27 protein-coding genes and 1 pseudogene are annotated in these 23,573 nt (G+C 69.9%); 21 read left to right on the plus strand and 7 right to left on the minus strand.

What is annotated here, in order from left to right; genetic code table 11:
- Window positions 1-488 precede the first annotated feature (488 nt).
- Genes D1J60_RS36020 through D1J60_RS36030 form a run of 3 tightly spaced genes read right to left on the minus strand, consistent with a single transcriptional unit; the run spans window position 489 to window position 2,147 of the window.
- Complete coding sequence (locus tag D1J60_RS36020) at window positions 489-851, minus strand: hypothetical protein (RefSeq protein WP_125824695.1); 363 nt, start codon at window positions 849-851, stop codon at window positions 489-491.
- Window positions 852-858: 7 nt separating this feature from the next.
- Entirely contained in the window at window positions 859-1,515 is a 657-nt protein-coding gene (locus D1J60_RS36025) for a hypothetical protein (RefSeq protein ID WP_125824696.1), read from the minus strand.
- A complete protein-coding gene (locus tag D1J60_RS36030) occupies window positions 1,506-2,147 on the minus strand; it encodes a sigma-70 family RNA polymerase sigma factor (RefSeq protein ID WP_125824697.1) in 642 nt (213 codons plus the stop codon). The genes D1J60_RS36025 and D1J60_RS36030 overlap by 10 nt, the downstream gene beginning before the upstream one ends.
- Window positions 2,148-2,335: 188 nt before the next feature.
- Between D1J60_RS36030 and D1J60_RS36035 the strand changes: the two genes are divergently transcribed.
- The 11 genes from D1J60_RS36035 (at window position 2,336) to D1J60_RS36080 (ending at window position 8,979) form a co-directional block, all read left to right on the plus strand.
- A complete protein-coding gene (locus D1J60_RS36035) occupies window positions 2,336-2,815 on the plus strand; it encodes an Asp23/Gls24 family envelope stress response protein (RefSeq protein ID WP_125824698.1) in 480 nt (159 codons plus the stop codon).
- Between the two features lie 60 nt (window positions 2,816-2,875).
- Window positions 2,876-3,055 carry a hypothetical protein gene (locus D1J60_RS36040; RefSeq protein ID WP_125824699.1) on the plus strand — a complete coding sequence of 60 codons (180 nt, stop codon included), beginning with the start codon at window positions 2,876-2,878 and terminating at the stop codon, window positions 3,053-3,055.
- Window positions 3,052-3,456, plus strand: a complete 405-nt coding sequence (locus D1J60_RS36045) for a hypothetical protein (protein WP_241253691.1) — start codon at window positions 3,052-3,054, stop codon at window positions 3,454-3,456. The genes D1J60_RS36040 and D1J60_RS36045 overlap by 4 nt, the downstream gene beginning before the upstream one ends.
- Before the next feature lie 27 nt (window positions 3,457-3,483).
- Window positions 3,484-4,185 carry a DUF6286 domain-containing protein gene (locus tag D1J60_RS36050; RefSeq protein WP_241253692.1) on the plus strand — a complete coding sequence of 234 codons (702 nt, stop codon included), beginning with the start codon at window positions 3,484-3,486 and terminating at the stop codon, window positions 4,183-4,185.
- A gap of 65 nt (window positions 4,186-4,250) precedes the next feature.
- Window positions 4,251-4,853 carry an alkaline shock response membrane anchor protein AmaP gene (locus tag D1J60_RS36055; RefSeq protein WP_125824700.1) on the plus strand — a complete coding sequence of 201 codons (603 nt, stop codon included), beginning with the start codon at window positions 4,251-4,253 and terminating at the stop codon, window positions 4,851-4,853.
- 286 nt (window positions 4,854-5,139) lie between these two features.
- Window positions 5,140-5,775 carry a hypothetical protein gene (locus tag D1J60_RS36060; protein WP_241253693.1) on the plus strand — a complete coding sequence of 212 codons (636 nt, stop codon included), beginning with the start codon at window positions 5,140-5,142 and terminating at the stop codon, window positions 5,773-5,775.
- 173 nt (window positions 5,776-5,948) lie between these two features.
- Window positions 5,949-6,404 (plus strand): hypothetical protein, encoded by a 456-nt coding sequence (locus D1J60_RS36065; RefSeq protein WP_206436696.1) that lies wholly within the window; start codon window positions 5,949-5,951, stop codon window positions 6,402-6,404.
- Between the two features lie 122 nt (window positions 6,405-6,526).
- Window positions 6,527-6,973: a hypothetical protein gene (locus tag D1J60_RS38495; RefSeq protein ID WP_241253694.1), complete on the plus strand. Its 447-nt coding sequence runs from the start codon at window positions 6,527-6,529 to the stop codon at window positions 6,971-6,973.
- Window positions 6,886-7,188, plus strand: coding sequence for a transposase family protein (locus D1J60_RS37615; protein ID WP_241253712.1), 303 nt, complete (start codon window positions 6,886-6,888; stop codon window positions 7,186-7,188). Before D1J60_RS38495 ends, D1J60_RS37615 begins: the two co-directional genes overlap by 88 nt.
- 195 nt (window positions 7,189-7,383) lie before the next feature.
- A complete protein-coding gene (locus D1J60_RS36075; protein ID WP_125824701.1) occupies window positions 7,384-7,902 on the plus strand; it encodes a hypothetical protein in 519 nt (172 codons plus the stop codon).
- Window positions 7,903-8,238: 336 nt separating this feature from the next.
- Window positions 8,239-8,979, plus strand: coding sequence for a DUF6193 family natural product biosynthesis protein (locus D1J60_RS36080; protein ID WP_125824702.1), 741 nt, complete (start codon window positions 8,239-8,241; stop codon window positions 8,977-8,979).
- Between the two features lie 162 nt (window positions 8,980-9,141).
- Here the strand turns inward: D1J60_RS36080 and D1J60_RS36085 are convergent, their stop codons facing one another.
- Window positions 9,142-9,744, minus strand: coding sequence for a hypothetical protein (locus D1J60_RS36085; protein ID WP_125824703.1), 603 nt, complete (start codon window positions 9,742-9,744; stop codon window positions 9,142-9,144).
- 66 nt (window positions 9,745-9,810) lie between these two features.
- Between D1J60_RS36085 and D1J60_RS36090 the strand changes: the two genes are divergently transcribed.
- Together D1J60_RS36090 and D1J60_RS36095 are read left to right on the plus strand one after the other, a co-directional pair.
- On the plus strand, window positions 9,811-10,578 hold the full coding sequence (locus D1J60_RS36090; RefSeq protein ID WP_125824704.1) for a transposase: 768 nt from the start codon (window positions 9,811-9,813) through the stop codon (window positions 10,576-10,578).
- Window positions 10,579-10,695: 117 nt separating this feature from the next.
- Window positions 10,696-11,534, plus strand: a protein-coding gene (locus D1J60_RS36095) for an IS5 family transposase (protein ID WP_241253695.1) whose coding sequence is annotated in 2 segments (ribosomal slippage) — window positions 10,696-11,059 and window positions 11,059-11,534 — 840 coding nt in all. Because the reading frame shifts where the segments join, the coding sequence is not laid out codon by codon here.
- On the opposite strand, the gene D1J60_RS36100 is transcribed toward D1J60_RS36095, so the two are convergent.
- A complete protein-coding gene (locus D1J60_RS36100) occupies window positions 11,531-12,937 on the minus strand; it encodes an oxidoreductase (RefSeq protein WP_241253696.1) in 1,407 nt (468 codons plus the stop codon). The two genes, D1J60_RS36095 and D1J60_RS36100, sit on opposite strands and share 4 nt — an antisense overlap.
- Here D1J60_RS36100 and D1J60_RS36105 point away from each other — a divergent pair.
- Window positions 12,917-13,498, plus strand: coding sequence for an HNH endonuclease family protein (locus D1J60_RS36105; protein WP_241253697.1), 582 nt, complete (start codon window positions 12,917-12,919; stop codon window positions 13,496-13,498). The genes D1J60_RS36100 and D1J60_RS36105 overlap by 21 nt on opposite strands.
- 320 nt (window positions 13,499-13,818) lie before the next feature.
- Window positions 13,819-14,721: a helix-turn-helix transcriptional regulator gene (locus D1J60_RS36110; RefSeq protein ID WP_125824706.1), complete on the plus strand. Its 903-nt coding sequence runs from the start codon at window positions 13,819-13,821 to the stop codon at window positions 14,719-14,721.
- Between the two features lie 128 nt (window positions 14,722-14,849).
- Here the strand turns inward: D1J60_RS36110 and D1J60_RS36115 are convergent, their stop codons facing one another.
- Window positions 14,850-16,265, minus strand: coding sequence for an ice-binding family protein (locus D1J60_RS36115; RefSeq protein ID WP_241253698.1), 1,416 nt, complete (start codon window positions 16,263-16,265; stop codon window positions 14,850-14,852).
- A gap of 354 nt (window positions 16,266-16,619) precedes the next feature.
- On the opposite strand from D1J60_RS36115, the gene D1J60_RS36120 reads away from it, so the two are divergent.
- The 3 genes and pseudogenes from D1J60_RS36120 to D1J60_RS36130 all read left to right on the plus strand — a co-directional run bounded on the left by D1J60_RS36120 (window position 16,620) and on the right by D1J60_RS36130 (window position 18,346).
- Window positions 16,620-16,868 (plus strand): hypothetical protein, encoded by a 249-nt coding sequence (locus D1J60_RS36120; RefSeq protein ID WP_125824708.1) that lies wholly within the window; start codon window positions 16,620-16,622, stop codon window positions 16,866-16,868.
- A gap of 577 nt (window positions 16,869-17,445) precedes the next feature.
- A pseudogene (locus tag D1J60_RS36125) lies at window positions 17,446-17,694 on the plus strand (DNA cytosine methyltransferase); the annotation flags it as partial.
- A gap of 88 nt (window positions 17,695-17,782) precedes the next feature.
- Entirely contained in the window at window positions 17,783-18,346 is a 564-nt protein-coding gene (locus D1J60_RS36130) for a hypothetical protein (protein WP_125824709.1), read from the plus strand.
- Window positions 18,347-18,756: 410 nt separating this feature from the next.
- Here D1J60_RS36130 and D1J60_RS36135 read toward each other — a convergent pair whose 3' ends face one another.
- Window positions 18,757-20,139: a helix-turn-helix transcriptional regulator gene (locus D1J60_RS36135; protein ID WP_125824710.1), complete on the minus strand. Its 1,383-nt coding sequence runs from the start codon at window positions 20,137-20,139 to the stop codon at window positions 18,757-18,759.
- A 246-nt stretch (window positions 20,140-20,385) separates the two neighbouring features.
- Between D1J60_RS36135 and D1J60_RS36140 the strand changes: the two genes are divergently transcribed.
- From D1J60_RS36140 to D1J60_RS36150, 3 genes are all read left to right on the plus strand, one after another.
- Window positions 20,386-21,654: an aminotransferase class III-fold pyridoxal phosphate-dependent enzyme gene (locus D1J60_RS36140; protein WP_164721121.1), complete on the plus strand. Its 1,269-nt coding sequence runs from the start codon at window positions 20,386-20,388 to the stop codon at window positions 21,652-21,654.
- 54 nt (window positions 21,655-21,708) lie between these two features.
- Window positions 21,709-22,953, plus strand: coding sequence for a hypothetical protein (locus tag D1J60_RS36145; RefSeq protein WP_125824712.1), 1,245 nt, complete (start codon window positions 21,709-21,711; stop codon window positions 22,951-22,953).
- An 84-nt stretch (window positions 22,954-23,037) separates the two neighbouring features.
- A partial coding sequence (locus D1J60_RS36150; protein WP_164721122.1) for an NAD(P)-binding domain-containing protein occupies window positions 23,038-23,573 on the plus strand: 536 nt, incomplete at its 3' end.

Below are 23,573 nucleotides of genomic sequence, written 5' to 3' on the forward strand. Positions count from 1 at the left end.
AGGTGCCCGTCGGCTCCGCCCGCGGTGTGGGCCAGTCGGGGCAGGTGCACCGTACTCACGACCCGGCCGTCTCACCGCAGCGGGCGCGGCCGACGTCTCCGCAGGCTCCGAGGGGCTGTGGTTCAGGTGGCGGGAGAGTGACCGGGGTGGGTGGTGGGGAGGTTGGCGATGATGGGCGTGTGAGGGGAGGGCGGCCGCGGTTGGGGCTGGAGCGTGGAGCGGTCGGACACCTCGACGATGACCTGCCCGGCCGAGACGGTTGTCCGCAGGCCGGTGAAGCCTCCAGCGTGCCGCAGCGGTTGGACACGAGCTCGCTCACCACCGTCAGCACATCCCCGACCACGACCGCGGGAACGTCATGCTGGGCCAGGACACGGAGGGCGGCCTCCTGGGCCTGCGCGCAGCTCATCAGGTCAGTGGAGCGACGCACCCGGTTCTCTTTGCAGTCCCTCCCATTCGCGAGATCCGGGGTGTGGAGTACGGGCGGTCTACACGGTGCTTGTGACGGTGACCATGACGGTGACGGGTGCGGCCGAGCCGTGCCGGGCCAGGTAGGTGGCGACGGCGGTCCGCACGTCTTCGCGGAGCTGTCGGGCGACATCGACGACGCGGCGGTCCGCGTGCAGGATGCAGCGCACCTCCACGTTCCAGCCGCCGTCCGCAGTGGGTTCGCAGCGGATACCGGCGGCCTCGTGGTACGGGGTGGCTCCTGCGGCCTTGGCCCGGTGCGCGGGGAAGGCTGCCAGGGCCAGCCGGTCGGCGAGCGTGGGCTGGAGCGCGGCGATGCCCGGAGCGTCGAGGGCGGCTCTCGCTGCCGCTCGGTGGATGTTCTCGCGGTGGGAGGTGGTCATCGTCGGTTCAGCTCCGCCCGTCCGCCGGTACGCGGGAGGGTTCCAGCACGGCGTTGATCTCCACGTCCACGGTGGTGACGGCGAGGCCGAGGATGTGCTCGGCCGTGTGGAGGACGGCTCGGCGTACTTCCTGCGCTCGTCCTCGCAACGGCTGGTCGAGGGTGGCTGCCAACGTCATGGTGACGGCGTGGCTGCCCTTCGCGGGGGTCATGCGGCAGCTGGCGGCGCGGATGCCGGGCACCGTGTCGGCAGCCCGGCGCAGGACTTTCGCCGCGGCGCGCTCGGAGATACGCAGGTCGCGGTCGGGGTCGTCCAGGAACAGCAGGCTGCCCAGCCGAGCCTCGGCGCGGACCGCATCGATGATCCGGGTGGCGAGACTTTGGCCGTCGGACTGTTCCTCGGCGCGCAGAGCCCTGGTCGCCCGGTCCAGGGCCGTCAGTCCTTCGATGGCGTCGCGGCAGTAGGGGCACTGGCTGCTGTGCGGATCTGCGGCGTCGGCCGCGTCGCGGGCCTGATTCCAGGCACGGCCCAGAGGGCGCCCGCAGGGCAGCAGCTCCCCGCCGGCCAGCGCCTCGGCGTCGGGGCGCTGCGGCGCTTCGGTCCCGAGGGCCCGTGCCCTTTCGGGCGCGCGGCCGGAGGTGGCGTGCGGGTCGTCTAGCGCCATGGGCGCATCGCCTCCATCAGAGCGCGTCGTGCGCGAAAGAGTCTGCCGCGCACCGTTGGTTCGCTGCAGCCCACAATGTGGGCGATCTCGTCGTAGTGCAGGCCGTGCAGTTCCCGCAGCACCCAGCACACCCTGAGCTCAGGGCGCAATCCCAGGAGCGCTTTCGCCAGGGCGGCCGCCGCAGCGCTCGTCTCGGCGACTTGGGGCGGTGAGGTGTCCGCGGTCACGTCGGCGGCTTCGGGGAGGGTGTCCAGGGGCAGCGGGCGGGGTGGATGGCGCAGTGTGTTGAGGCAGCGGTTGGTCACGATCCGGTACATCCAGGTACCGAAGGAGGCACTGTGCCGGAATTCCGGCAGTCTCCTCCAGGCGCTGAGGAAGGCGTCCTGGACCGCGTCCTCGGCGTCCGTCCGATTGCCGAGGAGATGCCGGGCGAGGGCGAGCAACCGGCCGCTGTGGTGGCGGACGAGGATGGCGAAGGCGTCTTCATCGCCTTCCGAGGCCCGGACCGCGAGCACGCCGTCGTCCAGGGTGTCGGCAAGGGCCTGCTCTGCGGCGACGTCGGACGGCGGCTTTGGCGGCCGCGTCGGGGGTCCTGCGCCGAGCGGGGGTCGGGGATCGCTGCGATTGCGCATCCGCCGCTCGCTTCCTGCCGAAGACCTGCTGGAGGCGCTGGTCACGGCTTGCGTACGTACTCCTCGATGGTAGGCGCTGTGCGCGGCTTGAGCCGTGTGAGGAATGCCGTGTGAGGAATGACGGTGCGAGGTGTCATAAGGAATGAGCGCCGTACCGGCGCCCGGACGCACCTTCTGGGGAGGTCCTCATGTCGGACACCATCAGCCCCGCCGGAGGCGGGAGTGAGTCGCCTGCTGTGAGCAGCGCCCTCACGGGCCGCACCGGCGCAGGAACGGTCCCCGGGACGCGGGGACGGACGACCATCGCCGACAGCGTCGTCGAAAAGATCGCGGGAATGGCCGCCCGCGAGGTACCGGGCATTCACAGCCTCGGCTCGGGTGTGGCCCGCACGCTCGGGGCGGTGAGCGACAAGGTCGCCGGCGGCCGTAGCAGCGTCTCCCGCGGCGTGAAGGTCGAGGTGGGCGAACGGCAGGCCGCCGTGGATCTTGACGTGGTCGTGGAGTACGGCGTCGCCATCGTGGACATCGCCGCCGACGTGCGCACCAGCGTCATCACGGCCGTAGAACGTATGACCGGCCTCGAGGTCGTGGAAGTGAACATCGCGGTCGACGACGTCCGCCTGCCCGACGACGAGGACGAGGGGGCGGGCGACGGGCGCGTTCAGTGACCCTCGCATCCCGCACCTGCCGAGCGAAGAATCAACCGACGCGAAATTCAGGTGAGTGAAATGAGCGCAGCAACCGTGGGCCTGGCGGCCGGCATGGCATTGGGCTTTGCCGCATTTTTCGGCGGCTTCTGGGCGTTTCTGCTCGTGGCGTTCCTGGGCCTGGTGGGCCTGATCGTCGGCCGCGTGCTGCAGGGTGACCTGGAGATGTCCGACTTCACGCGTTCCCGGAACCGGTTGTGAGCCGGCACCCTGCCCCCGCCGCGGTCCGGGAAGTATCAGGCCCCTCCAGGCGGGTCCTGCCCACGGCCGAACGCGGGGCCACGCTGATCCCGGACAAGGTCGTGGCCCGGCTCGCGGTCCGCGCCGCACAGGAGGCACTGGCCAAACAGACGGACACCTCAGCCGTTCACGCGAAACTGGCCGCTCCCCACGCATCGGTCACGACCGGCGGTGGCACGGCACGGCTGGGCCTGACGCTGGAGATGCCCTACCCGATGGACCTGGCCACTGCGTCCCGTCAGGTGCAGCAGTACGTCAGCGACAGGGTCGCCCATCTGACCGGGATGCGCATCACCGAGGTCACCCTCGCCATCGAGGGTCTGGTTCAGGCCGAGGGCCCCATACAGCGACGCGTGGAGTAAACCGGCCCGCATCCCAAGGAGCCCGGCATGGAACAAGACCAAGACCGCCCGGCCGACCGGGAGCACCCCTCGGCGGCCGACCGCGGACAGTTCGCCGCAGCCGAAGGGGAGCAGCACGTCTCCGCCGACGAGGTCACCTCCCGCACGGCGGGGCAGCCGGCCAAGCAACCTTCCGCCGGCCCGCTGCCGACCACCACCAGGCGCCCGTGGTCCGTACGCCGCGTACCCGCTGCCCTGACGGCCCTGCTCGTCGCAGTTGCGGCCGGGACCCTCTTGTTCGACGTCGTCCGCGTGCGGGCCGGCCGGCCGGCCGCAGCCTGGCGCACGCGCCTGGCCGACGAACTGGCCACCCGCCCGCTGGATGACGTCTCGATACGGATCGGCGCGGCCGTCATGGCCCTCCTCGGCCTCTGGCTGATCCTCCTGGCACTCACCCCCGGGCTGCGCAACCAACTTCCCCTCAAGACTCCCGACGCCCAGATGCGTGCCGTACTGGAACGCGACGCCGCGGCACTCCTGCTGCGGGACGCCGCGATGCGCGTCCCCGGCGTCAGCGCCGCCAAGATCCGCGTCTTCCAGCACCGCGTCCGGGCCCGCGCCGACGTGCGTTTCCGCGCCGCTGCCGAGGTCAAGAGCGATCTCGTGGTGGCCCTGCGCGAGGAACTCGACCGATGTGCCCTCGCCCACGCTCCCCGGCTCAACGTGCGGGTCCGAGCCCGACCGAAATGATCTGAACCGACCTGCAATACCCGTCCGCGGACGGTCGCCGGCGAGCGTGACAGAAGAGGGATCCCATGAAGACGAAATCCGCCGTCAACCGAGTCCTGCTGACCCTGGTCGGCATCGTCCTGCTCGGCACCGGCCTCCTGATACTGACAGGCAGCTTCGACCTGTACCGGCGCCGGCACCTGACACCACCAGACGGCTGGCCCCTGACCACACCCGGCGGAGTCCTGCTCGACGACGCCGACCGCACCCGCTGGACGGAGGAAGGATGGTGGTGGCCCGCCGTCATCGCCGTCCTGGCCGTCGTCCTCCTGCTCGCCCTGTGGTGGCTGCTGGCGCAACTGCGCCGCACCCGACCTGGCCACACCCCTATAGGCGGCCCCCCTGCCGTGGACGGGGTGGAACTGCGCGAGCGCGCCCTCCGTGACGCTCTCGCAGCCGACGCCCGGCACCTGCCCGGCGTCCACCGGGCCCGTGCACGCATGGTCGGGCCGCCGAGCCGGCCCGAAGCCCACCTGGACCTCACCCTCACCCCCGACAGCGAGCCCGGCCCCGTCCTCAGGGCGCTGAACGATGGACCGCTGGAACGCGCCCGCCGGTCCACCGGCCGGAGACTTCCCGCGAAAGCACAGCTGCGGGTGACCCCGCACAAAGCCCACCGCGCCGAATAGCGCCCCCACCGGCCGGACCCGCGACGTGAACCTCGCCCTCGGCACCCTCGCCATCCACCGGGGCCTGTCACACCCTCTACGCGTGGTGCGGGTCCGTGAGCCTCCGCCAACTTGAAGTCGCAGGTCAAAGGGCTGGTGCGACCCGCCCGGGGTGCTCACCCTGGTCGTAGGCGGGAGTCTGTGGGGAAAATCGTCCGCCAAGGGGTGATTCGGGGCTCCACGCCGGTTCTGTCGATAGCGTTCGGCTGTTTCATTCGGATCTTGCGAGGCTTGCCATACTGCCGGGATGGATACGCAAGCCGTGGAGGCGGCACGGCGTTGGCTGGCTGATCAGGGCATCCGCCAGGTACGCGACGGGTGGGTGAGTGACGAGAAGCCGGACGTGCTGCTCACCGCCAACCAAGTGGCACATTCATGGGCTGGCGATGTATTCGCCGAGGACCTGAATGCAGCTGACCAGGTGCGGTTGGCCTTCGGGCTGCTGGATCTCCTCGACGAGTACTGGGTCACGTGCGAGATCCGATTCGCGGATGGGAACGCGGAGGGCCCCCTGCCGGCCGACGTGCTGTGGGACGGCTACCGCCAGCGGCTGGAGGCGGACCGGGACGTCGAGGCCGTTACCTACTCGCTGTGGGTGGACTGGTTCGAGGACCCCACCACTTCCGCGACGGCCTTCGCTGAGGTCCTCGGTAAGGACGTCGACCGAGTGGTGGCCGAGCGATCGGAAGCCCTGCTCCGCCGAGCCCATCGAGTTCTGGAGTGTTCGGGCCCGGTGCGCTGGACGGTGAAGGAGCCGGCTTCCGCACAGCCGCGCTGCTTCCCGCCCTGCACTCAGCTCTCTTCCGCGGGCTTCGGGCGAGCTTCCACGACATCTACGGTGACCTGGAACCGGCCGCCGCACTGGCCCTCCTCGACCAGCTAAATCTTCCCACGAACACCCAGTACCTTGCCGAACTGCGTCACGTGCTTGCCGCAGGACACAACAACCACTACCGCAGTCCTGGTGCCTGGGACGATGCGGTTCGCTCCTGCTCAGGTAGCTGAACAATCCGATTCCCGCTCGCTACAGATCGGCTATCTTCTACGATCCGGTGCATGCTGGATCCCGAGCTGCTGGAACGGATCACCGCGCGGCGCGCGGAACTGGACGAACTCGAAGAACTGCTGGCCAAGCAGCTGGCGGAGGTACGGGTCGAGCGGGACGAACTCGCCGTGGCCGAGCGCGTCCTTGAGCGGGTGAGCGAACAGCTTGCCGGCGAACGCGCCTCGGCAGCGCCAGTGCCCGGGCAGGTGGGTGGGCAGGCGGTGATGCTGATCCCGCACCGCACGTCGAGCGCGGAGAAGGCGATGCTCCCGCCGGACTACCCGCGCATCCTCGCCGCCGTACGGCAAGCTGCCGGACCGGTCGTGGCCCGCGAGGTCGGCGAGGTGGTGGGGGTGGACGTCACCGTGAAGGCCAAGCTGGAACCGCTACGCAGCAAGCTGGTCAGACTCGTCGATCGCGGCTGGTTGCGGAAGCAGCCCGACGGCCGGTTCACCACCCGCCTATGACCAGCAACACGGCCACTCGGAGCGGCTCGGAACGGGCGTAACCAGGGCGCCCCCGGTGGCCGTTGGAATTGTGTGACGAATACCAAAGAGCGCGCCGAGGACACCTGCCAGCTTGTCTACCAGTGCCGTCTGTCGCTGTCCACGACCAGCGCCTGGCCGACATGGCCGGCGGCAGCGACGTGTCCGAGTCCACCGTCCGCCGCTGGCGCGACGAGCTGATCGGACTGCTCGCCGCCCAGGCACCGCGCCTGGACCGCGCCCTCAACCGGGTCGCCGAGCAGGGCGGGGAAGTGTTCCTGGTCGACGGCACCCTCATCCGTACCAGGCGCCGCACCGGAAGAGCCGACCGGCAGAACTATTCCGGTAAGCACCGCAGCCACGGCCTGCACTTCCTCGCCCTGACCGACGAGAACGCGCGCCTGATCTGGATATCCGCCGCCCTGGCCGCACCCACGACAACACCGCCGCCCGCCACGACCACATCCTGGCCCACCTGCGCGCCGCTGGCCTCGGGGCACTGGCCGACCTCGGCTTCCGCGGCCTGGACAACGACATCTGCGATCCCGTGATCATCACTGGATACGCCGCCAGCCGTACCCACAAGCTCACTCCAGGCCAGAAGACCGCCAACCGCGTCCTCGCCATCGGACGGGCACCAGTCGAGCACGGCTTCGCCCACCTCAAGAACTGGCGGGTCCTCACCAAGCTCCGAACCGATCCAGCCCGGGCCACCCGACTCCTGTGCGCTCTGCTCGTCCTGACGAACCTCGAAGTCAACCGCTGACGGACGATCTTCTCCTCAGACTCCCGCCCACGACCAGCACGAGTACCCCGAGGACCGATCACACCAGCCCCTTGACCTGGGGCTTCAAGTTGGCGGGAACTCCGTGCCCTCGGTCGGCCGTGAGGTCGAGTGGACTTGGACGTTCCCGGTGAGTCGTGATGCCCCGGGTGCCTGACGCTGGCGCGGGGCGGAGCGATGGAGCGTGCCGCACAGGAAGTCCCCGCGGCCGGCGGTGTGGCGGAGGCGGTCACCGGCGAGATCCGCGTCCTCGAAGACCGCTGCGGCACCTGCGTGCTGAACCCGGCACGCACCGCGATCCGGCTCCCTGTCGGCCGCCGGGCCGAGTTCATCAGCCAGACCCGGGCGGAGCAGGACGGGTTCGTGGTCTGTCACCGCACCTTCGGCGAGGACGTTCCGCCTGGTACCCGCGAGGCCATGTGCCGCGGCTACGTCAACGCGTACGGGCTTCCCCCGGCTGTCCGGGAGGCCCTGGACCGGGGTATCGGCCATCTGGTGGAGGTACCCGACCCCCTGGCCGCGGGGAAGGACAGGCCCGAGGAGGAACAGGACCGGTACCGGCAGTGGCTTGCGACGGGGGAGGTGGAGTGCGCGGCCTGCGGGACGACCGTGCGGTGCGCGAACCTGGAGTCACTGCCCGATCACCGTTGCACGGAACGGCAACGGGCTCGACGAAGCCCGCTCCCAGGGAACTGAGGCGCCCGGCGCAAGGAGCCGGGCTCCTGCCGCGCCCGCCCACGCGGCCAGCTCCCCGCCCGCGGGCTCGGTGCCCAGGTCGCGGGTCTGGGGCGGTTCGGGGTGGGTGCGGGGGTGGTCATGTGTGACTGAGCGCGCTATCTGGCCCCCAAGGACAACGATGCTCAGAGTTGGGACCGAGCGCGATAGATGGCGGATGAGCGTCTTGGCTGGCGGAGTGAGCGAGGAAGAGGGCAAAGGCTGGTTCCAGGGTGACCAGGCGGCAGAAATCCGCGATCAGTGAGTGAGCCGGTCTGCCTGCTCCTGGAATCAGCAGGTCAGGCATACTCAGGAGCCGTGCCTGCCCTTCCTGATCCCGCCGTTCTGTACCCCGACGTCGCGACCTGCGGCAGCCTCGCCACCGCGCTTCGGGCCGAGGCGGAAGGCCGCCTCGACGCCGTCCCCGTCACGTCCTCGGACAGCGCTCCGCTGCTCCACGCGTCCGTCGCGAGCACCCTGCCGCACCGCGAGCCGCTGCGGATCAGCGCAGGGCAGCACGAACAACAGTGGTCGATCCGGGGCGAGGAGCCGTTCCAGGGCCTGCTCCTTGTCGACGGCGAGACGAAGGACCTGGCGGAAGTCGCCAGGGCTGCGAGGGCGTGGCACGACGGGGCGCCCCTGGAGGACATCCGCCGGGTGGCCCCCTTCGTACACCTGACCGGCCGGTTCGAGGTGCCCGACAACGACCCCGTGCGTCTGACGGAATCCGAGTGGCAGGGCATGCGCCAGGAGGCGGCCGACCTGAAGTACGCCTGGCAGGAGTCGTACCAGGCCCTGATCGAGGCGGCGTACGCCGAGCCGGCGCTGCGCGCCCTCTACCCGTTCACGAGTCACTGGGCGCTGCGCTTCTCCGCCACCACCCGCCCGAGCCTGACCCTGGGCGGACCCTGCCTGACCGCGGGCAGCGACGGCATGTACGGAGTGGGAAGGGGCTTCATCACTCCAGACCTCGGCCTGTTCGCCACACCGCACGAGGCCGTGGCACTGGCCGTACGCCACCTACCGCCCGACCTCGGCCCGGTCGCGCTCGGCAGATGACCCCGCCCCAGTTCGGACGCCCCTCCTATTAGATCTGATGCTCGAATTTTGGGTCGAGTCGACGCGAGCCACCCCACCCGTGCAGACCCGTCTGCTGTCCTGTGTCATCGAATTTTGATCTTTGCCGTCGAAACTTGATGATCATTAAGGGTTGTCCCGTAACTACTGACCGGGGCGGACGCCTCGGACATGTGCGATCACGTCTGGTTGGCCGAGGCCGGCACGATTGATCCGGCCTCGGCCTCGAGTCACGCCGTCTGCGGCCAGCCTCTTCCGTAGTTCGTCGGGGGCCAGTGAGTCTTCGAAGCCCTCACTGAGGCCTCGCCCTGTATCTGCGTACTCGTAGCGGACCGCGTACATCCTTCCCTTGTGGTGCCATTCCCAGCGAACCAGAGGTCGAGCGAGGACCGCTTCGAACCACTCTGCCGCTTTGCTCCCCAGCTCCGCAGGGCATCCCGCTGCATCGAAGGTGAACTCACTTGCGGCCTGCTGGACAGTGAAGTCCTGATTGTGAAGTCTGCCCCCACGGACTAGGGACCCGTCAAAGCAGGCGCCCACGGTCAGAACTCCGCAGTTGCGTTGCGTGTCACCGATGTCCAGATAGGCGATCAACTGGCTGTTGAGGGTGTGTGCTGAGGGCAGGACGACAGTGTCGAGTGGGTCCACCAGCCAGGATGCCGCACGGTCGGCCAGAACGTCCACGAAGGCGCGTTGGGCGACGTCCAGGTCGTCCTCTTCGTACTCGAACCAGGGGATCTCGTCCATGACCGCACTCTACGGTCGACACAAGGCTGCCCAGGAGCTGCCGATCCCGGATGTGATGATCTTGGTGTGGCTGCTGTGATCACCGCGTCGGAGACCTCCTGGACAGCCCCGTTCACCGGGCTGACCCCGCGCGCCTTCGGAAAGCTGGTGACCGCACTGCGGCGCCAGGGTGCGGACGCGGTCCGCAAGGGCCGGCCGTGGAGCCTGCTGCTGGAGGACCGGGTCCTGCTGGTTGCAGCGTACTGGCGCACGAACCTGACCATGCGCCAGCTCGCCCCTCTGTTCGGGGTGTCGAAGTCGGCGGCGGACCGGATCATCGACCACCTCGGGCCGATGCTGGCGCTCCAGCCCCGCAAGCGGTTCGCGAAGGACACCGTGCTCATCGTGGACGGCACCCTGGTCCCCACCCGTGACCACGCCGTGGCCGAGCGGTCGAAGAACTACCGGTACTCCACCAACCACCAGGTCGTCATCGACGCCGACACCCGTCTGGTCGTCGTGGTCGGCCGGCCCCTGCCCGGGAACCGCAACGACTGCAAGGCATGGGAGGAATCCGGCGCCAAAGCCGCCGTCGGCAAGACCACCGCAATCGCCGACGCCGGTTACCCGGGCACCGGACTCGTCATGCCCCACCGACGCCGCAAAGACGAAGACCTGCCCGGCTGGAAAGAGGCGGACAACAGGTCCCACAAGCAAGTCCGGGCCCGCGTCGAGCACGTCTTCGCCCGCATGAGGACCTGGAAAATTCTCCGCGACTGCCGGCTCAAAGGCGACGGCGTCCACCACGCCGTGCTCGGCATCGCCCGCATGCACAACCTCGCCCCCGCCGGATAGGCCGACGGGCCGAACGGCGACCAGCCGTGCCCGAGGCGACCCGAAGATCATTTACGGGCCAGCCCTTAGAACTCCTAACGAAATGATCTTCAAGATGGTTGGATCACCCGGGGACTGATGATCCGGGGGTGCTGGGTGGCTCGACCGAAGCCATGGAACGTCGACGACGAGCTGTGGGCGGTGGTCGGCCCACTGCTGCCGAAGGTCGAGCGTCGGGCCCGGCACCCCGGGCGTAAGCGGCATCGGGACCGGCTGGTGTTCCAGGGCATCCTGTTCGTCCTGCACACCGGGATCGCATGGGAACACCTGCCGCAGGAGCTCGGCTTCGGGTCGGGCATGACCTGCTGGCGGCGTCTCGCCGAGTGGACTGAGGCCGGTGTGTGGCCCCGGCTGCACGAGGTCCTCCTTGCCAAGCTCCGCAGCGCGAATGCTCTGGACTTCTCCCGGGCGGCGGTCGACGGCTCCCACATCCGGGCGTTAAAGGGGGCTCCAAGACCGGACGAAGCCCCGTTGACCGGGGCAGGGCGGGCAGCAAACACCACCTGATCACCGACGCCACCGGCATCCCGCTCGCTGCCACCCTGACTGGCGGGAACCGCAATGACGTCACCCAGCTGATCCCACTCCTCCAGGCCGTGCCGCCGGTCCGGGGCAAGCGCGGCCGGCCCCGGCGCCGTCCGGACATGGTGCTCGGTGACCGCGGCTACGACTACGACAAGTACCGCCGGCTCGTCTGGGACCTCGGTGTAAAGCTCCTGATCGCCCGCCGCGGCACCGAGCACGGCTCCGGTCTGGGCAAGCAACGCTGGGTCGTGGAGCGCGCGTTCGCCCACCTTCACTGGTTCCGCCGCCTGCGGATCCGCTGGGAGATACGCGACGACATCCACGAAGCCTTCCTCACCCTCGGATGCGCACTCATCTGCTGGAGGCGCCTGAACTCAGCTGTCGCCCGCTAGCTCTTCTGCGGGGCACGGGTGACACCCGCGATGACGGCGGTCGTCAGCACCCAGCCGAAGGCGATCAGGAGGTAGGCCAGCGCCTGAAGGCTGTCGTTCGACCAGTACCAGGACGTGCGCTGACCCAGACCACCGATGGGGATCAAAAGGTCAAGTGTGTAGACAAGGGGCTGGAAGGGGGCGCCCTCGCCTTGTTTGACCGGGTTGGGGGAGCGAGTGCCGAAGGACAGCGTGCCCAGCAAGGTCAGCGCGAGGAGCCAGACGCCGGCCAGCCAGGGGCGGTAGCCGTAACCGACGGTCGCGTCGAGCAGGTGCCCCCACGCGCGCGCGGCCGTGGGCAGGGTTCGACGCCGATGGCGCTGTTTGGCCAGGAGTACGCGGCGGGCGTCGTCGTCGTGGCCGGCCTTCCGGTACCAGCTCGCCAACTGTTCATAGGGCTGGGGGTTGCAGCCCGGGCTGCGTCGTATCCACGCCACGCGGCGGGCCACGGAGTCCCGCCGTCCCACGGCCTCCCGCCGCTCGCCCGCCTCATCCACCTTGATGGAACCGTAGACGAAGCCGTCCAGCTCCACCACCTTCGGCCAGCTGTGGTCGCTGTCGTGGAGGTAGGAGACTTGCGCGCCCCGCAGGTCCACGGCGGCGGACGGTTGCCGGGCGAGGGTGAAGTCGAAGTCGACCGCCTGCATCAGCAGGGCGACCAATGACGGGCCGCGGCCGTCGGGCGGCCCGTTGAGGACGGCTCCTTCAAAGGTCAGGTTGTCCGAGATCCGGGCACCCCGCAGCCGTACGGTCCCGTTCGCGACGAACCCGTCGGAGAAGTCGAGCGTCGAGGCCACGGCGTTGTCCAGGGCGAGCGCCACCCCGCGCCGGCCGGGGCGTTCCAGTAGTGCGCCCCGCATGTGCAGTCCGCCCGGCAGTTGTGCCCCCATGAGACGGACTTCACCGTTCGCCACGAATCCGTCCTCGCAGTAGACGCCACCCTCCGCCACCAGTCCGCCGGCGGACACCGCCCATGCCTCGGGTGCGGTGATCTCAGCGCCGCTGAGGTTCACGGCGCCACTCACATGGGCGTTGATGAGCGACAAGGCGGTGACCCCGCGGTGGAAGGGCGAAACAGAGCCACCTCCCAGGCGGGAACCCCGCAAGTCAAGGCGTCCCTCGATGCGGATCAAGCCGGCTTCCACGCCGCCCGCTACTCGGCTGCCCACTATCGCAATCGACTGGGTCGACGCTCCGGAGAGGTCCACGCCCGCCTCGAACCAGCAGTCCTCCAGCCAGAGAGCGTGAGCGATCTGGGCGCCGGCCAGGTTGAGGTGCCCTGATATCCGTGCCCCGGCGAGCCGCAGGCAGGCGACAGCGCCCGTCTGCGTGGTGTTCGCGCCTTGGAGGAGCGCCACGATCACGGCGGCCCGGACCGTCCGCCCGGGCCCCCACTGGCCACCCTCGGCCACGCGGTCGTCCTCGGGCACGCCCGTGCGCAGGTCCACGCGGGATCTACGGACGGATGTGACACCCGAAAAGAGGTCATCCTCGCCGAGGCCGTCGGCGCCCCGCAGGTCGCGGCCGGCTGCAAGCTGACAGGTGGAACCTGGCGCAGCGCATACGACAACCTGGTCGTCACCGACGCGGCCCGCCTCGACGTCGACCACTTCGTCCCGCTCGCCGCGGTCTACGACTCGGAACAGACCCCGTGGAGTGCGGCCCGGCGGGAGGCGTACGCGAACGACCAAAACAGCCCGGACACGCTGATCGCGGTCTCCGCCGCCTCCAACCGCTCCAAGAGCGACAAGGACCCGGCCGACTGGCTGCCCTCGGACGGCTCCTACCACTGCACTTACGCCGCGACCTGGGTCGGCACGAAGTTGCGCTGGGGCCCGGCCGTCGACGAGGCCGAGCGGCAGGCTCTCCTCGGACTCGCCGAAGACTGCTCCACTACCACCGTCGTCTACGAGCCGGCCGCGTAGGAGGGGGCCGGCTTCCGTCTTGTTGTCCGGCCACCGGGCAACAAGACGGGGTATGCATCTGGCCGCACTCGGGGGCGTATCTCCATGGCCTGGCATATTGCGCAGAAACCTGTACCGGCATGCGGTTTATCCACAATGGAAAATATGGCCAGTGTGAATTTATTTAGGAAGTGAAGGTGGGAAATAGTACGAAGCTGAGGAGGTTCTCTGCTCAGCGTCCATTGCCATGTGCGACACGTTGAAAAGGTGGAGCCGAGTGGCCGCTGGCCGTGACAATCTGCTGGCCTCGCTAGGTCCTTTTGAGCGGAGGTACACGGTCCGTGGGTGTCAATGTCAATCCCACCGTCAGCAGGCGCCGGCTGGGATCGGAGCTCCGTCGGCTCCGGGAGATGAGAGGCATGACGACGCCGCAGGTGGCGGAGAGCCTGCTGATCTCCCAGCCCAAGATCAGCCTCATGGAGAACGGCCGTCGCCTCATCAAGCCGCGGGATGTGCGCGATCTCTGCAGGCTGTACGGAGTCCAGGACCGGAGGCTCGTTGACCACCTGATGCAGCTCGCCAGGGAATCGGGGCAGCAGGGCTGGTGGAACGCCTACGGTGACATCCCTTACGGCGCCTACATCGGCCTGGAGGCCGAGGCCGCGGCGATCCGATGCTACGAGCCCCTGGTGATCCCCGGCCTGCTGCAGACCCCCGCCTACGCCCGGGCGGTCATTGCAGGAACGATCCCTCGGGTCACCGCCGAACAGGCCGCCACGCGCCTTCGAGTACGGCTGCGGCGCCAACGCCGGCTGGGCGCCAGGGGCAACCCACTGCGCTTATGGGCCGTACTGGACGAATCGTCACTGCGGCGCGCCGTAGGCAGCCGCGAGGTCATGCGCGAGCAGCTGGACCATCTGATCCACATCGGAGCCCAGCCGCACATCACCGTGCAGGTTCTCCCCCACGATGTGGGGGCGCACCCTGGCGTCTCGGGGCAGTTCGCGCTGCTCGAGTTCGCCGACGCCGCCGACGCGAGCTTGGTGTATTTGGAAAGGTTCACCAGCGATCTCTATCTGGAGAAACGATCCGACGTCAGGCTCTATAGCGATATGTATGCACACCTGCAGGCTCAGGCGCTGAGCCCGGACGGTACCCGGAATTTCATCAACGAAGCCAACAAGGCGTACGGCGGCAAGGAATTTGGCCCAGACGCCCGCACGCCGTCCCCGCCGGACCCGTGAGTGCTGTGCGGTACGCATCCTGACATCGAAAGCCGAGCCCCTGGACGACGTGTCCAGGGACTCGGCTTCGGGCGATGTCGAGACCGGTCGGTCAGAGGCGTGAGGCTGTCACGCCTGCCATGTGCTGGCTAGTCCTGTCGGGTTGTCGCACCTCGGCGGGTCCGCTTCATGGCGAAGAAGGCCGAGCCTCCGATGAAGGCCAGCGCGACTGCGGTGGCGGCCGCGATGCCCGCCTCGCTGCTTGAGCCGGTCGCGGCGAGGTTCTGCGACGCCACCTTCGGCTGCCGGTCGGTGGCGGCGCTCACGGGGGCGAAGTTGACGCTCTTGGCGGTGTGGCCGGGGCGGAACTGACCCAGGATGTCGTCGAGGCCGCCGGGCAGGAAGTCGGCCCACGGGGGCTTGCCCTGGTCGTGGCCGGGCTTGCCGTGGTCGTCGGGGCCGTCGTGCCCGTGGCCGGGCGGCTTGCCGTGGTCGTCGTCGCGACCGTGGTCGTCGTCGTGACCGTGCTCGCCCTCGTCGCCCTCGTCGCCCTCGTCGTCGTGACCGTGGCCGTGGCCGTGGCCGTGGTCGCCCGAGTCACCCTTCTCGCCCTTGTCGCCGCGAGGCCCCTTGGGACCCGCCGGACCCGCCGGACCCGCCGGTCCTGCAGGTCCTGCCGGTCCTGCCGGTCCGGCGGGTCCAGCAGGTCCCGCGGGTCCTACGGGTCCGGCAGAACCGGTGGGTCCGGCGGGACCGGGTGCGCCGGGTGCGCCAGGGCTGCCGGACGGGCCGGGGGCACCAGGCGCGCCGGGGCTACCGGACGGGCCAGGGGGGCCCGTCGGGCCGGGAGGGCCGGGCTCACCCGTCGGGCCGGGAGGGCCGGTGGGGCCGGGAGAGCCCGTCGGGCCAGGCGAGCCCGTCGGTCCGGGAGGTCCGGGCGGGCCGGCGGCGCAGGTCGGCCTCGTAATGGTGTTGTTGTCCATCGTGACCGCGGCCTCACGCGCCAGGGCGCGGCCTTCGATCACGGCGCTGTTGTTCAGCGTGATGGACTGCATGGCCAGGATGGTGCCCTTGAACTGGGTGGTCGTGCCGAGGGTGGCGGCGCTGCCCACCTGCCAGAACACGTTGCAGGCACTTGCTCCGTTGATGAGGGCCACGACACTCGACGAAGCCGTGGTCAGGGTCGAGGGGATCCGGAAGATGAAGACGGAGTTGGGGTCGTTCTGGCCGTCGAGGGTGACCGTCCCGGTGAGTTGCAGGGACGGCGGGGTCGCCGGGGCCGTGTAGACGCCGGGCGTCAGCGTTAGTCCGCCGATCTCGTCCGAAGCGAGAATGGTCCCGGGCCCCCGGCCTGCCGCGTCGTCGTAGGCGACGACGAGGTCGGACTTCGCCTGAGCGGCGGCGGCGTTGGGGGCCACGCGCGTCACTCCGTTGACGATGCCGGGCGGGAAGCCTGTCACCGACGTGCCCGGATAGAGGCCCAGGTCGCCGTTGATGACGGTGGGGTTCGTGTTGGTGACCGTCGAACCGGCCAGGACCCCGTAACTGGCGGTGGTCCCCAGCAATACAGGGGCTTCTGCGGCGTGGGCGAGGGTCGGGACCAGGGCGGCCGACGCCAGGAGCGCTGCGGGGAGGAGGGCAAGGGCTCCCCGTTTGAGCAGACTGCGTTGAGGGCTCGTGTCGGGTGGAGCCGACCGGATGACATCCAATGCCATAGCAGGACCTCTCTTGTTGCTGGTCAGGGCCGGCGGCCCACCGCCTGTGCCGGCACGCGGGCTCACCCCGGCAGGGGCGCAGATGCTCCGTGCCAGAGGTGGTGATGGGTCGTCACGGGGGAGCATTTCCGCATATTACGTAGCAATAGTCTGCAAATCGCGAAAAGGGTCTGCATGAGTGACGTGGCGTCAGGGAGTACATACGTGGCAGGCGCCGAGCCGCATCCGCAGTTCGACCGGCCCGCCTGGCTCCTCGCCCACGACAAGATCGGCATCCCCACCGCCCTTCCCGCGGTCACGCCGCCCGTGGCCGGCCCCCGCGGCCGTACGCGCACCGTGCGTCTCGACGACCCGGTGCTGGTCCTGGCGGACGACGTGGAGGGGGAGGACCGGCTGTCCGGCTGCTCCACCGTCGAGGACGCCGAAGCGCTGGTCGAACTGGCGGCCGGGTAGGCCGGGGCATCGGTCCAGCGGCTGACCGCACCCGGCATGGTGCCGTCGGCGGCGCTCGGCGAGGTGCGGGCGATCGGCCGGTTCCAGTGGAAGTCGGGCGGCCTGCGCGTGACGCCGGCTTGGCCCGCCCGCCTGCGCGCCGCACCGCAGGCGCGGGCTCGGTGGGGCCGGTCCGCCACGGCCTTCCCTACGCAGGCCCGAGGAAGAGTGCGTGTGTGCGTGTGCAGGCAGCACGACTGTGGCGGCATCGTCCCCATGTCCCGGTGCCCGGAACACGGCAGCGCTGCGCTCGATGGAGCGGCACCCCGGAGGCGGGATCCGTTACACGGACCTGCGTCTGGGCCGCCTGGGGGCGAGGTCCGAGTCCGTCACCATAAGCAGTTCGAACTGGGGGATGCCGTGGGCCGACATGCCGCGCTTGGCGTAATGAGGCACTCAAGCGGGCTTCCGAGGCCACGTTGTGCGCAGGCGTGACCGGGGTGGTAGCAGGAAGGATCGGCGAAGCGGGCTATGGGCGAGGAGATCGAGGAGGATCGGTCGGAGGGCTTCGGTGAGCGGCTGCTGGGCCTGCTGCTGGCCGATGCTTACCCTCGCCACCCGTGACTCCGCCGGAGTGCTCACCCCGGCCGACACCGTCGAGCAGGCTCTGAGCGTCGAGGACTGCCACTTCCGGATGCTCCAGCCACGCGAGCAGCTCGCCGCCCAACGGTTCCCCGGCGACTACATCATGCGCGGCAACAAGACGGAACAGACGCAGCAGGCGGGCAACGCCGTGAGCTGCAACGTCGCCCAGTGGCTCGGTGCGCGCGTCGCCGCTGTCCTCTGAGCCTCCCCCACCGAAAGAACTGCGTCCGTCGGGTGGGGCGACCGGTACCCGCCCCACCCGACGCCACCCGCCAGCCTCAAGGAGAACCGTGACCGACCCGCTCAACCCCACCGCCGAGAACCACCCCACACCGGGCGAGACCGCCGCCAGCCAGCCCCTCCACAGCTACCTCCTCCCCGCACTCGCCAACCACGGCTTCGAGGCCGTGCACGGCGCGGAGTTCCTCACGAGCACCGTCGGTCCCTGGGAGATCACCGTCACCGGCACCAGCCGCACCAACGGAGACGTCGACATCTGCTACCCCGTCAGAGACCACCACAGCCTCCAGGCATGCGCCCTCCGGGGCACCGACGACTTCTGGATCGTCTTCGACTCCGGCACGGACGACGCCCGCAACCTGGCCCAGGACGGCGACGCGATGGTCCGCGCCATCCGCGAGTTCCTGCTCACGCAGGAGGCCGAGCAGCCGGTCTTCACCGAATGGATCAACCCGCGCTGCGGATGCTGCGACGTCGGGCACTTCGCCTACCAGCCGAGCACTGCAGCCCTCCACTGCACCAGCCCCGTTTGCGACCACTGGATCCTTCCCAGCGAGCTCGTCGACGCCGACGGCTGGGAGATTCGCGACGGCATCCTCGCCGTCCCCAACTAACCCACCCCGACGCGCACCACCCCGCCCGGCCGGAGCCGACAGCACCGGCCGGGCAGCGCCATGCCCAAACACAGGCGCTATGCGACGGCCTGCCCGTGCACCAGACCCTGGCCGCGCACCCATCGCCACCACCGGGTTCAGGCGCCACCCGGTCGCCGTCGAAATCCCCCCGTGCGCGCCGGAGAGGTCACGCAGGCGCTCGTACGCACCCTGTCGCCGTTGCTCCGCACCCCGGTCGCGCGGCGCGCGACGGCAGCCGCCAGTCCGAACCCTGTTTGCGAAGGCTCAAAGCGGATCGCATTGCGGGCGCCGACCAGGCTGTGGTCGCCGGCCCCGGTGCGCCTCGCTGTCGAGCGCAGGCTTCCCGCCTCACCCTCCCGCCACCCGAACCGTGTCGCAGGCCGAGCTGCTCAGCTGTGCGGGACGCCGGTACGTGCCGCGAGGCCTCGTAGTTCGGGTGTGGTCCGGCCGGATACGAGCAGGCCGGACACGAGGGACTTCACGGCCGGACGGGAGTGGGTCTCCTGAGGGGCCCAGTACTCGGCCTGGAGGAGGGCGCGGATGCATTCGTCGCGCCGGCCCCACTGGGCGAAGGCTTTCGCCCGGTCGGTGAAGTAGAGCGCGCGTCGCTCTGTAGTGGGCAGTTCCTGGGGTGCGAGGGCGTCAGCGGCGGCGATGGCCGCTGAGGGGTCCCCGGCGGTGGTCTCCGCCGAGACCAGGTGCAGCTGGACGGTCGCCTGGCTGAATCCGCCGTTGGTGTCCCGCAGGTGGGTGACGGCGCCCAGGCTCTTGGCGATGGCGGCGGCCTCGCGGGTCAGCTCGCGCATGCCGGATTGATCGCGCTGGTGGGCGACGGTGTAGGCGGCGCACTGGATCAGCAGGCCCTTCTGGGCGATCCCGGTCTTGCCGAGTTCACGCAGGGCCGGGTCGTCAGCGGCGTTCAGGGCGAGGGCGAGGGCCTGGTCGTGCCAGCCCGCTTTGCGGGCGAGGACGGCCTGCTGACGGGCTGCCTCCGCCACCGCCACCGGTGCACCGCCGGCGGTGGCGAACTGCCGCGCGCGGTCGGCTGCCATCCAGCCGAGCTGCGCTTCGTCGAGCTTGACGAGAATTCGAGTCGCCAGGAGGTACGCCTGCGCCAGTAGGCGGAAGCTGTCGCTGGTGGACTGGTGCCCTGCGCGGATCAGACGGGGAAGCCGGAGGGCGAGGCTGGAGTACGCGCAGTCGTTGAATTCGGCGGAGGCACGTCGTAGTTCTGCCGCGAGGAGTTCCAGGGGTGTGTCCGCGGGGGCGCGGCTGAGTCCCAGCATCGCGTCGCGCAGCCCGGCGACGAGCGCCTCGCCGAGCTGTGACTCTTCGGTCTTGCCCGGCACGGACCCGGTGACGGGGGCGCCCATGGCGGCCGCCGCGGTGACCGCGAGGTTCGCGAGCAGTTGCCTTCGCGTGCGCACCGGGTCCTCCCCCTTGTCGTGACCTGGGAATCCCAGAGTAGGGGCGGGGAGGTTCGGATACGGCCCAGTTGGGGGACTGGACGGCTCCGGTTGACCGCCGGAGCCCGGTGCGAGCCCGAGGTCCTGGGGTGGAATGCCGAGGGCCTGGGCGAACCTGTGGAGAACGGAGACGTCCGTCATGGCCGATTCCCCGCGCTCCAGCCGGGACACCTGGGAGGCCGAGTATCCGGTCAGCGCGCCGAGCCGGGCCAAGGTCATGCCCTGCGTCCGGCGAGTTCGGCGGACCACCTCGCCAGGTGCCGCTGACGCGCTGGTGCTCACCTGCGGCGTTCGACCTGCGTCCATAACCACCCGTCCCCGGTATACCCCACGGCCGCGCGGTCTTCCTGGCGCCGAGCCACTCACAGCCGTCCGCACTTGCACGAGATGCAAACTCCTTGCAGCCCTAGGGCTACGCACTGTTGTACCGCCTTCCGTTGCGGTGGTCTTGGAGTTGCCGCGGTTCACCAGCGCCGGGCACCCACCTCCTCCGTGCACGCCCAGGAAGGGAATGTCTCCGTGGATCGGTACTTGCCGCAACGCGAACGTCTATTGACGTCGTCCAGGCCCCTGCCGGACTTCGAGGCCGTCGGATCGGACGGCCCCTGGCTGCACCTCGCCGACGGGCGCCGGATCCTCGACGGTTCGAGCGGCCTGCTGTGCGTGAACGTCGGGCAGGGCAGCCCGGCGGTGTTCTCCCGCATCGAGAAGCAGTTCTCCCGCTACTCCTTCGGCGGCGCGGCCGTCGTCCAGCCGCACATCCAGTTGGAGCTGATGGACCGCCTGTGCCGGGCCGTGGGCCGGCCGGAGGATTCCGTCGCCCTGACCACGTGCGGGACCCTCGGCGTGGAAGTCGCCGTGGGCCTGGCGCGGAACATCGTGCGGGTCCGTGACGGGAAGCGGCGCGCGGAGATCCTGACGTCGAACCTCTCGTACCACGGCAACAGCGTCTTCACCCTGGGAGTGGCGGGCAATCAGATCCGCAACCCCCGTCCGGAGGACCGCTGCGGTCTCGGCCCCGCCTTTCCCGCGCCGTACCCGCCGACGCACGGCCACGCCCACGAGGGGCACAGCTGCGACGCCTCGTGCGCTGGCGAGGTGGCCCGGGCGATCGACAGCCGGGGCGCCGAGAACGTTGCCGCGGTCCTGATCGAGCCGGTCAACGGGACCACGGGCGGTGCCTTCGTACCCCCGGGCGGCTACCTGCGCCGGGTCGCGGAGATCTGCCGGAAACGCAACGTCCTGGTCATCCACGACGAGGTCCTGACCGGGCTGTGGCGCACCGGCACACCGTTGGCGAGCCGGCACTGGGACGGGTGCGAGCCCGACCTGGTCATCCTGTCCAAGGGCCTGGGCGCCGGCTACACCGGTATCGGGGCGGTCCTGGTAGCGCCGGAGCTCGCGCCGCTGCTGCGCCACAAGGACGCGGACCCCCTGCCCGCGATGGGAACCATGGCCACCCACCCCCTCCAGGCGGCCGCCTGCCTCGGCGTCCTGGACGAGCTAGAGGCGATGGACCACGCCGAGACGTTCGCCGCGCGCGGCGAACGTCTCGGCGTGGCCCTGCGGGCTCTGACCGGCTGCGCGCCGGTCAGGGACGTCCGCGGCATCGGCCACCTCTACGGGGTGGAGGTCGCCCCCGGCCTGCTCTGGCCCCTGATGCAGCAGTGCGAGCGCCGAGGCGTCTTCTTCTACCCCTTCACCGGGGCCGGCGAGCCGCGCAGCGAGGGCCTGGTCGTCGCGCCCCCGCTGACCTGCGACAGCCAGGACATCGACTTCCTGACCGGCGCGCTCACCGACGCGGTGACCGCCCTCAGCTAACCCAGCCCCGCCCCGCCCATCACGAGGGCGGGTTGCTTCGACGGAAGGAAGACCATGCAGTTTCCCGTCACGGTCATCGACCAGCTCGACGAGGACCAGCTCCGCAAGTGGCACGACTTCTACGGCGTGACCGCCGACCGGCCCCGCTTCGAGGAGGAGGGCATCTGGCGGCGCACCCAGCAGGAGGAGACCGCCGCCAACTCCGGCTGGAGCGGGGCGGGCGACGCCCGCCGGCGCATCGTCCACTACTGGCACCAGTACGGCCTCGTGGACACCACCGCGGCTCCCGCGCTCGCCCTGATCCAGATGTACCTGTACCACTCGGTGGCCGCGCCCAGGAGCGAGATCGAGGAAGCGTGGGAGCAGAACCACGCCATGCTGGCCGAGGGCGGCTGGAAGCAGGCCGGGGCGGGCCGGTTCGAGCTGGGTGACCTGCGCGTGCACATGACCCGCTTCGAGGAGCACCCGGAAGACCTCCGGGCCGGCCGCAGGCTCCCGGCTGGCTACGAGGTCATCGACACCACGTTCACGTCGGTGAACACCTTCCCCCCGCGGGCCGTCCGGCGTCGGCCGTGGGAGGTCCTCAACCACGGGGTCCGCGTCAAGGACACCCCCGGCCAGCCCGTCTATGCCGACGACCTGGCGCAGCTGACGGACTTCCTGCCGTTCCAGGTCGAGGTCGGCTGCGGCGTCTCCTACGAGGCCGGGATCCCGCCCCTGCACCGCCTCCACGAGATCTACCACGTGAACACGATCGAGGACGAACTGCTCGGCAAGGGCTTCACCTTCGTGCTCGCCCCGGGGAGGGACCCGCTGCTCGCGGAGATGTTCCTCCAGACCGAGGACAAGGTCGCGGAGCTGTCGGAGATGTACCGGACGTGCTTCGACGCCGAGGTCACTCCGGCCCTGAGCGCGCTCAAGCGCATGGAGGAGGCCGGGCACATGGTCGGGCCGTTCATCACGAACAACTTCGACGGCCTGGGTGCGCGCGCCGGGTTCGAGGAGCAGTTCATGCGCCGCTACGACCAGCGGATCCCGCCGGTCACCTTCCACCCCGACGCCAAGGCCCTGGTCGTGATCGGCCTGCACGCCGACCGGCGCTGGGTGGCCAAGCGCGCCCGCGCGGCCGGACTGAAGGTGTTCATCGTCGACCCCGAGGGGTTCCCCCGTCCGGACGGATCCTGGTTCCACTACCCGCTGGAGGCCCCGCAGACCGGTGACGTCGTCGTACGCCAGACGGCCGCCACCGCGATCGGCGAGCTGGAGCGACTGCTGAGCCTCGGAACCGACCAGGCCTGACACACGGGCCGGGGAACGGCGCTAGCCTCTGGGAGCTGTTCCCCGGCCCCGCACACGGGCCCCTCCTGAAGTGAGAGTCAAGGAATGCGCGTTTCAGTCATCGGCTGCGGACACCTCGGCATCCCGCACGCGGCCGCGATGGCCGAACTCGGCCACGAAGTCATCGGCGTCGACGTCGACCAGGCCAAGGTCGACCGCCTCAACGCCGGCGAATGCCCCATCTACGAGACCGGGCTCCCCGAGTTGCTCGCCCGCCACACCACGAGCGGACGGCTGCGGTTCACCACCGACATCCGCGAGGCCGCCGCCTTCGCCGAGCTGCACTTCATCGGCGTCGGCACCCCCATCGACGCCGACGGCCGCTCCTACGACACCGGGCAGGTCTACGGCGCCATCCGCCAGCTCGCCCCCCACCTCGACCGGCCGTGCACGATCGTCGGGAAGTCGACCGTCACCGTCGGCACCACGGCCCAGGTCACCGCCCTCGCCCAGCGCCTGGCACCCGCCGGCGAAGCCGTCGATGTCGTCTGGAACCCGGAGTTCCTGCGCGAGGGCCACGCCGTGGAAGACACCCTGCGCCCGGACCGCCTCATCGCGGGCCTGACCACCACTGCTGGGGG

The organism is Streptomyces sp. W1SF4, from assembly GCF_003950035.1.
GTDB classification, from domain to species: domain Bacteria; phylum Actinomycetota; class Actinomycetes; order Streptomycetales; family Streptomycetaceae; genus Streptomyces; species Streptomyces racemochromogenes.

Bases quoted from the DNA above. Each gene is read 5' to 3' on its own strand.
- D1J60_RS36020 (WP_125824695.1), bottom strand. From the start codon at position 851: ATGACCACCTCCCACCGCGAGAACATCCACCGAGCGGCAGCGAGAGCC.
- D1J60_RS36025 (WP_125824696.1), bottom strand. From the start codon at position 1,515: ATGGCGCTAGACGACCCGCACGCCACCTCCGGCCGCGCGCCCGAAAGG.
- D1J60_RS36030 (WP_125824697.1), bottom strand. From the start codon at position 2,147: ATGCGCAATCGCAGCGATCCCCGACCCCCGCTCGGCGCAGGACCCCCG.
- D1J60_RS36035 (WP_125824698.1), top strand. From the start codon at position 2,336: ATGTCGGACACCATCAGCCCCGCCGGAGGCGGGAGTGAGTCGCCTGCT.
- D1J60_RS36040 (WP_125824699.1), top strand. From the start codon at position 2,876: ATGAGCGCAGCAACCGTGGGCCTGGCGGCCGGCATGGCATTGGGCTTT.
- D1J60_RS36050 (WP_241253692.1), top strand. From the start codon at position 3,484: ATGGAACAAGACCAAGACCGCCCGGCCGACCGGGAGCACCCCTCGGCG.
- D1J60_RS36055 (WP_125824700.1), top strand. From the start codon at position 4,251: ATGAAGACGAAATCCGCCGTCAACCGAGTCCTGCTGACCCTGGTCGGC.
- D1J60_RS36060 (WP_241253693.1), top strand. From the start codon at position 5,140: ATGGATACGCAAGCCGTGGAGGCGGCACGGCGTTGGCTGGCTGATCAG.
- D1J60_RS36065 (WP_206436696.1), top strand. From the start codon at position 5,949: ATGCTGGATCCCGAGCTGCTGGAACGGATCACCGCGCGGCGCGCGGAA.
- D1J60_RS36075 (WP_125824701.1), top strand. From the start codon at position 7,384: ATGGAGCGTGCCGCACAGGAAGTCCCCGCGGCCGGCGGTGTGGCGGAG.
- D1J60_RS36085 (WP_125824703.1), bottom strand. From the start codon at position 9,744: ATGGACGAGATCCCCTGGTTCGAGTACGAAGAGGACGACCTGGACGTC.
- D1J60_RS36135 (WP_125824710.1), bottom strand. From the start codon at position 20,139: ATGGACGCAGGTCGAACGCCGCAGGTGAGCACCAGCGCGTCAGCGGCA.
- D1J60_RS36145 (WP_125824712.1), top strand. From the start codon at position 21,709: ATGCAGTTTCCCGTCACGGTCATCGACCAGCTCGACGAGGACCAGCTC.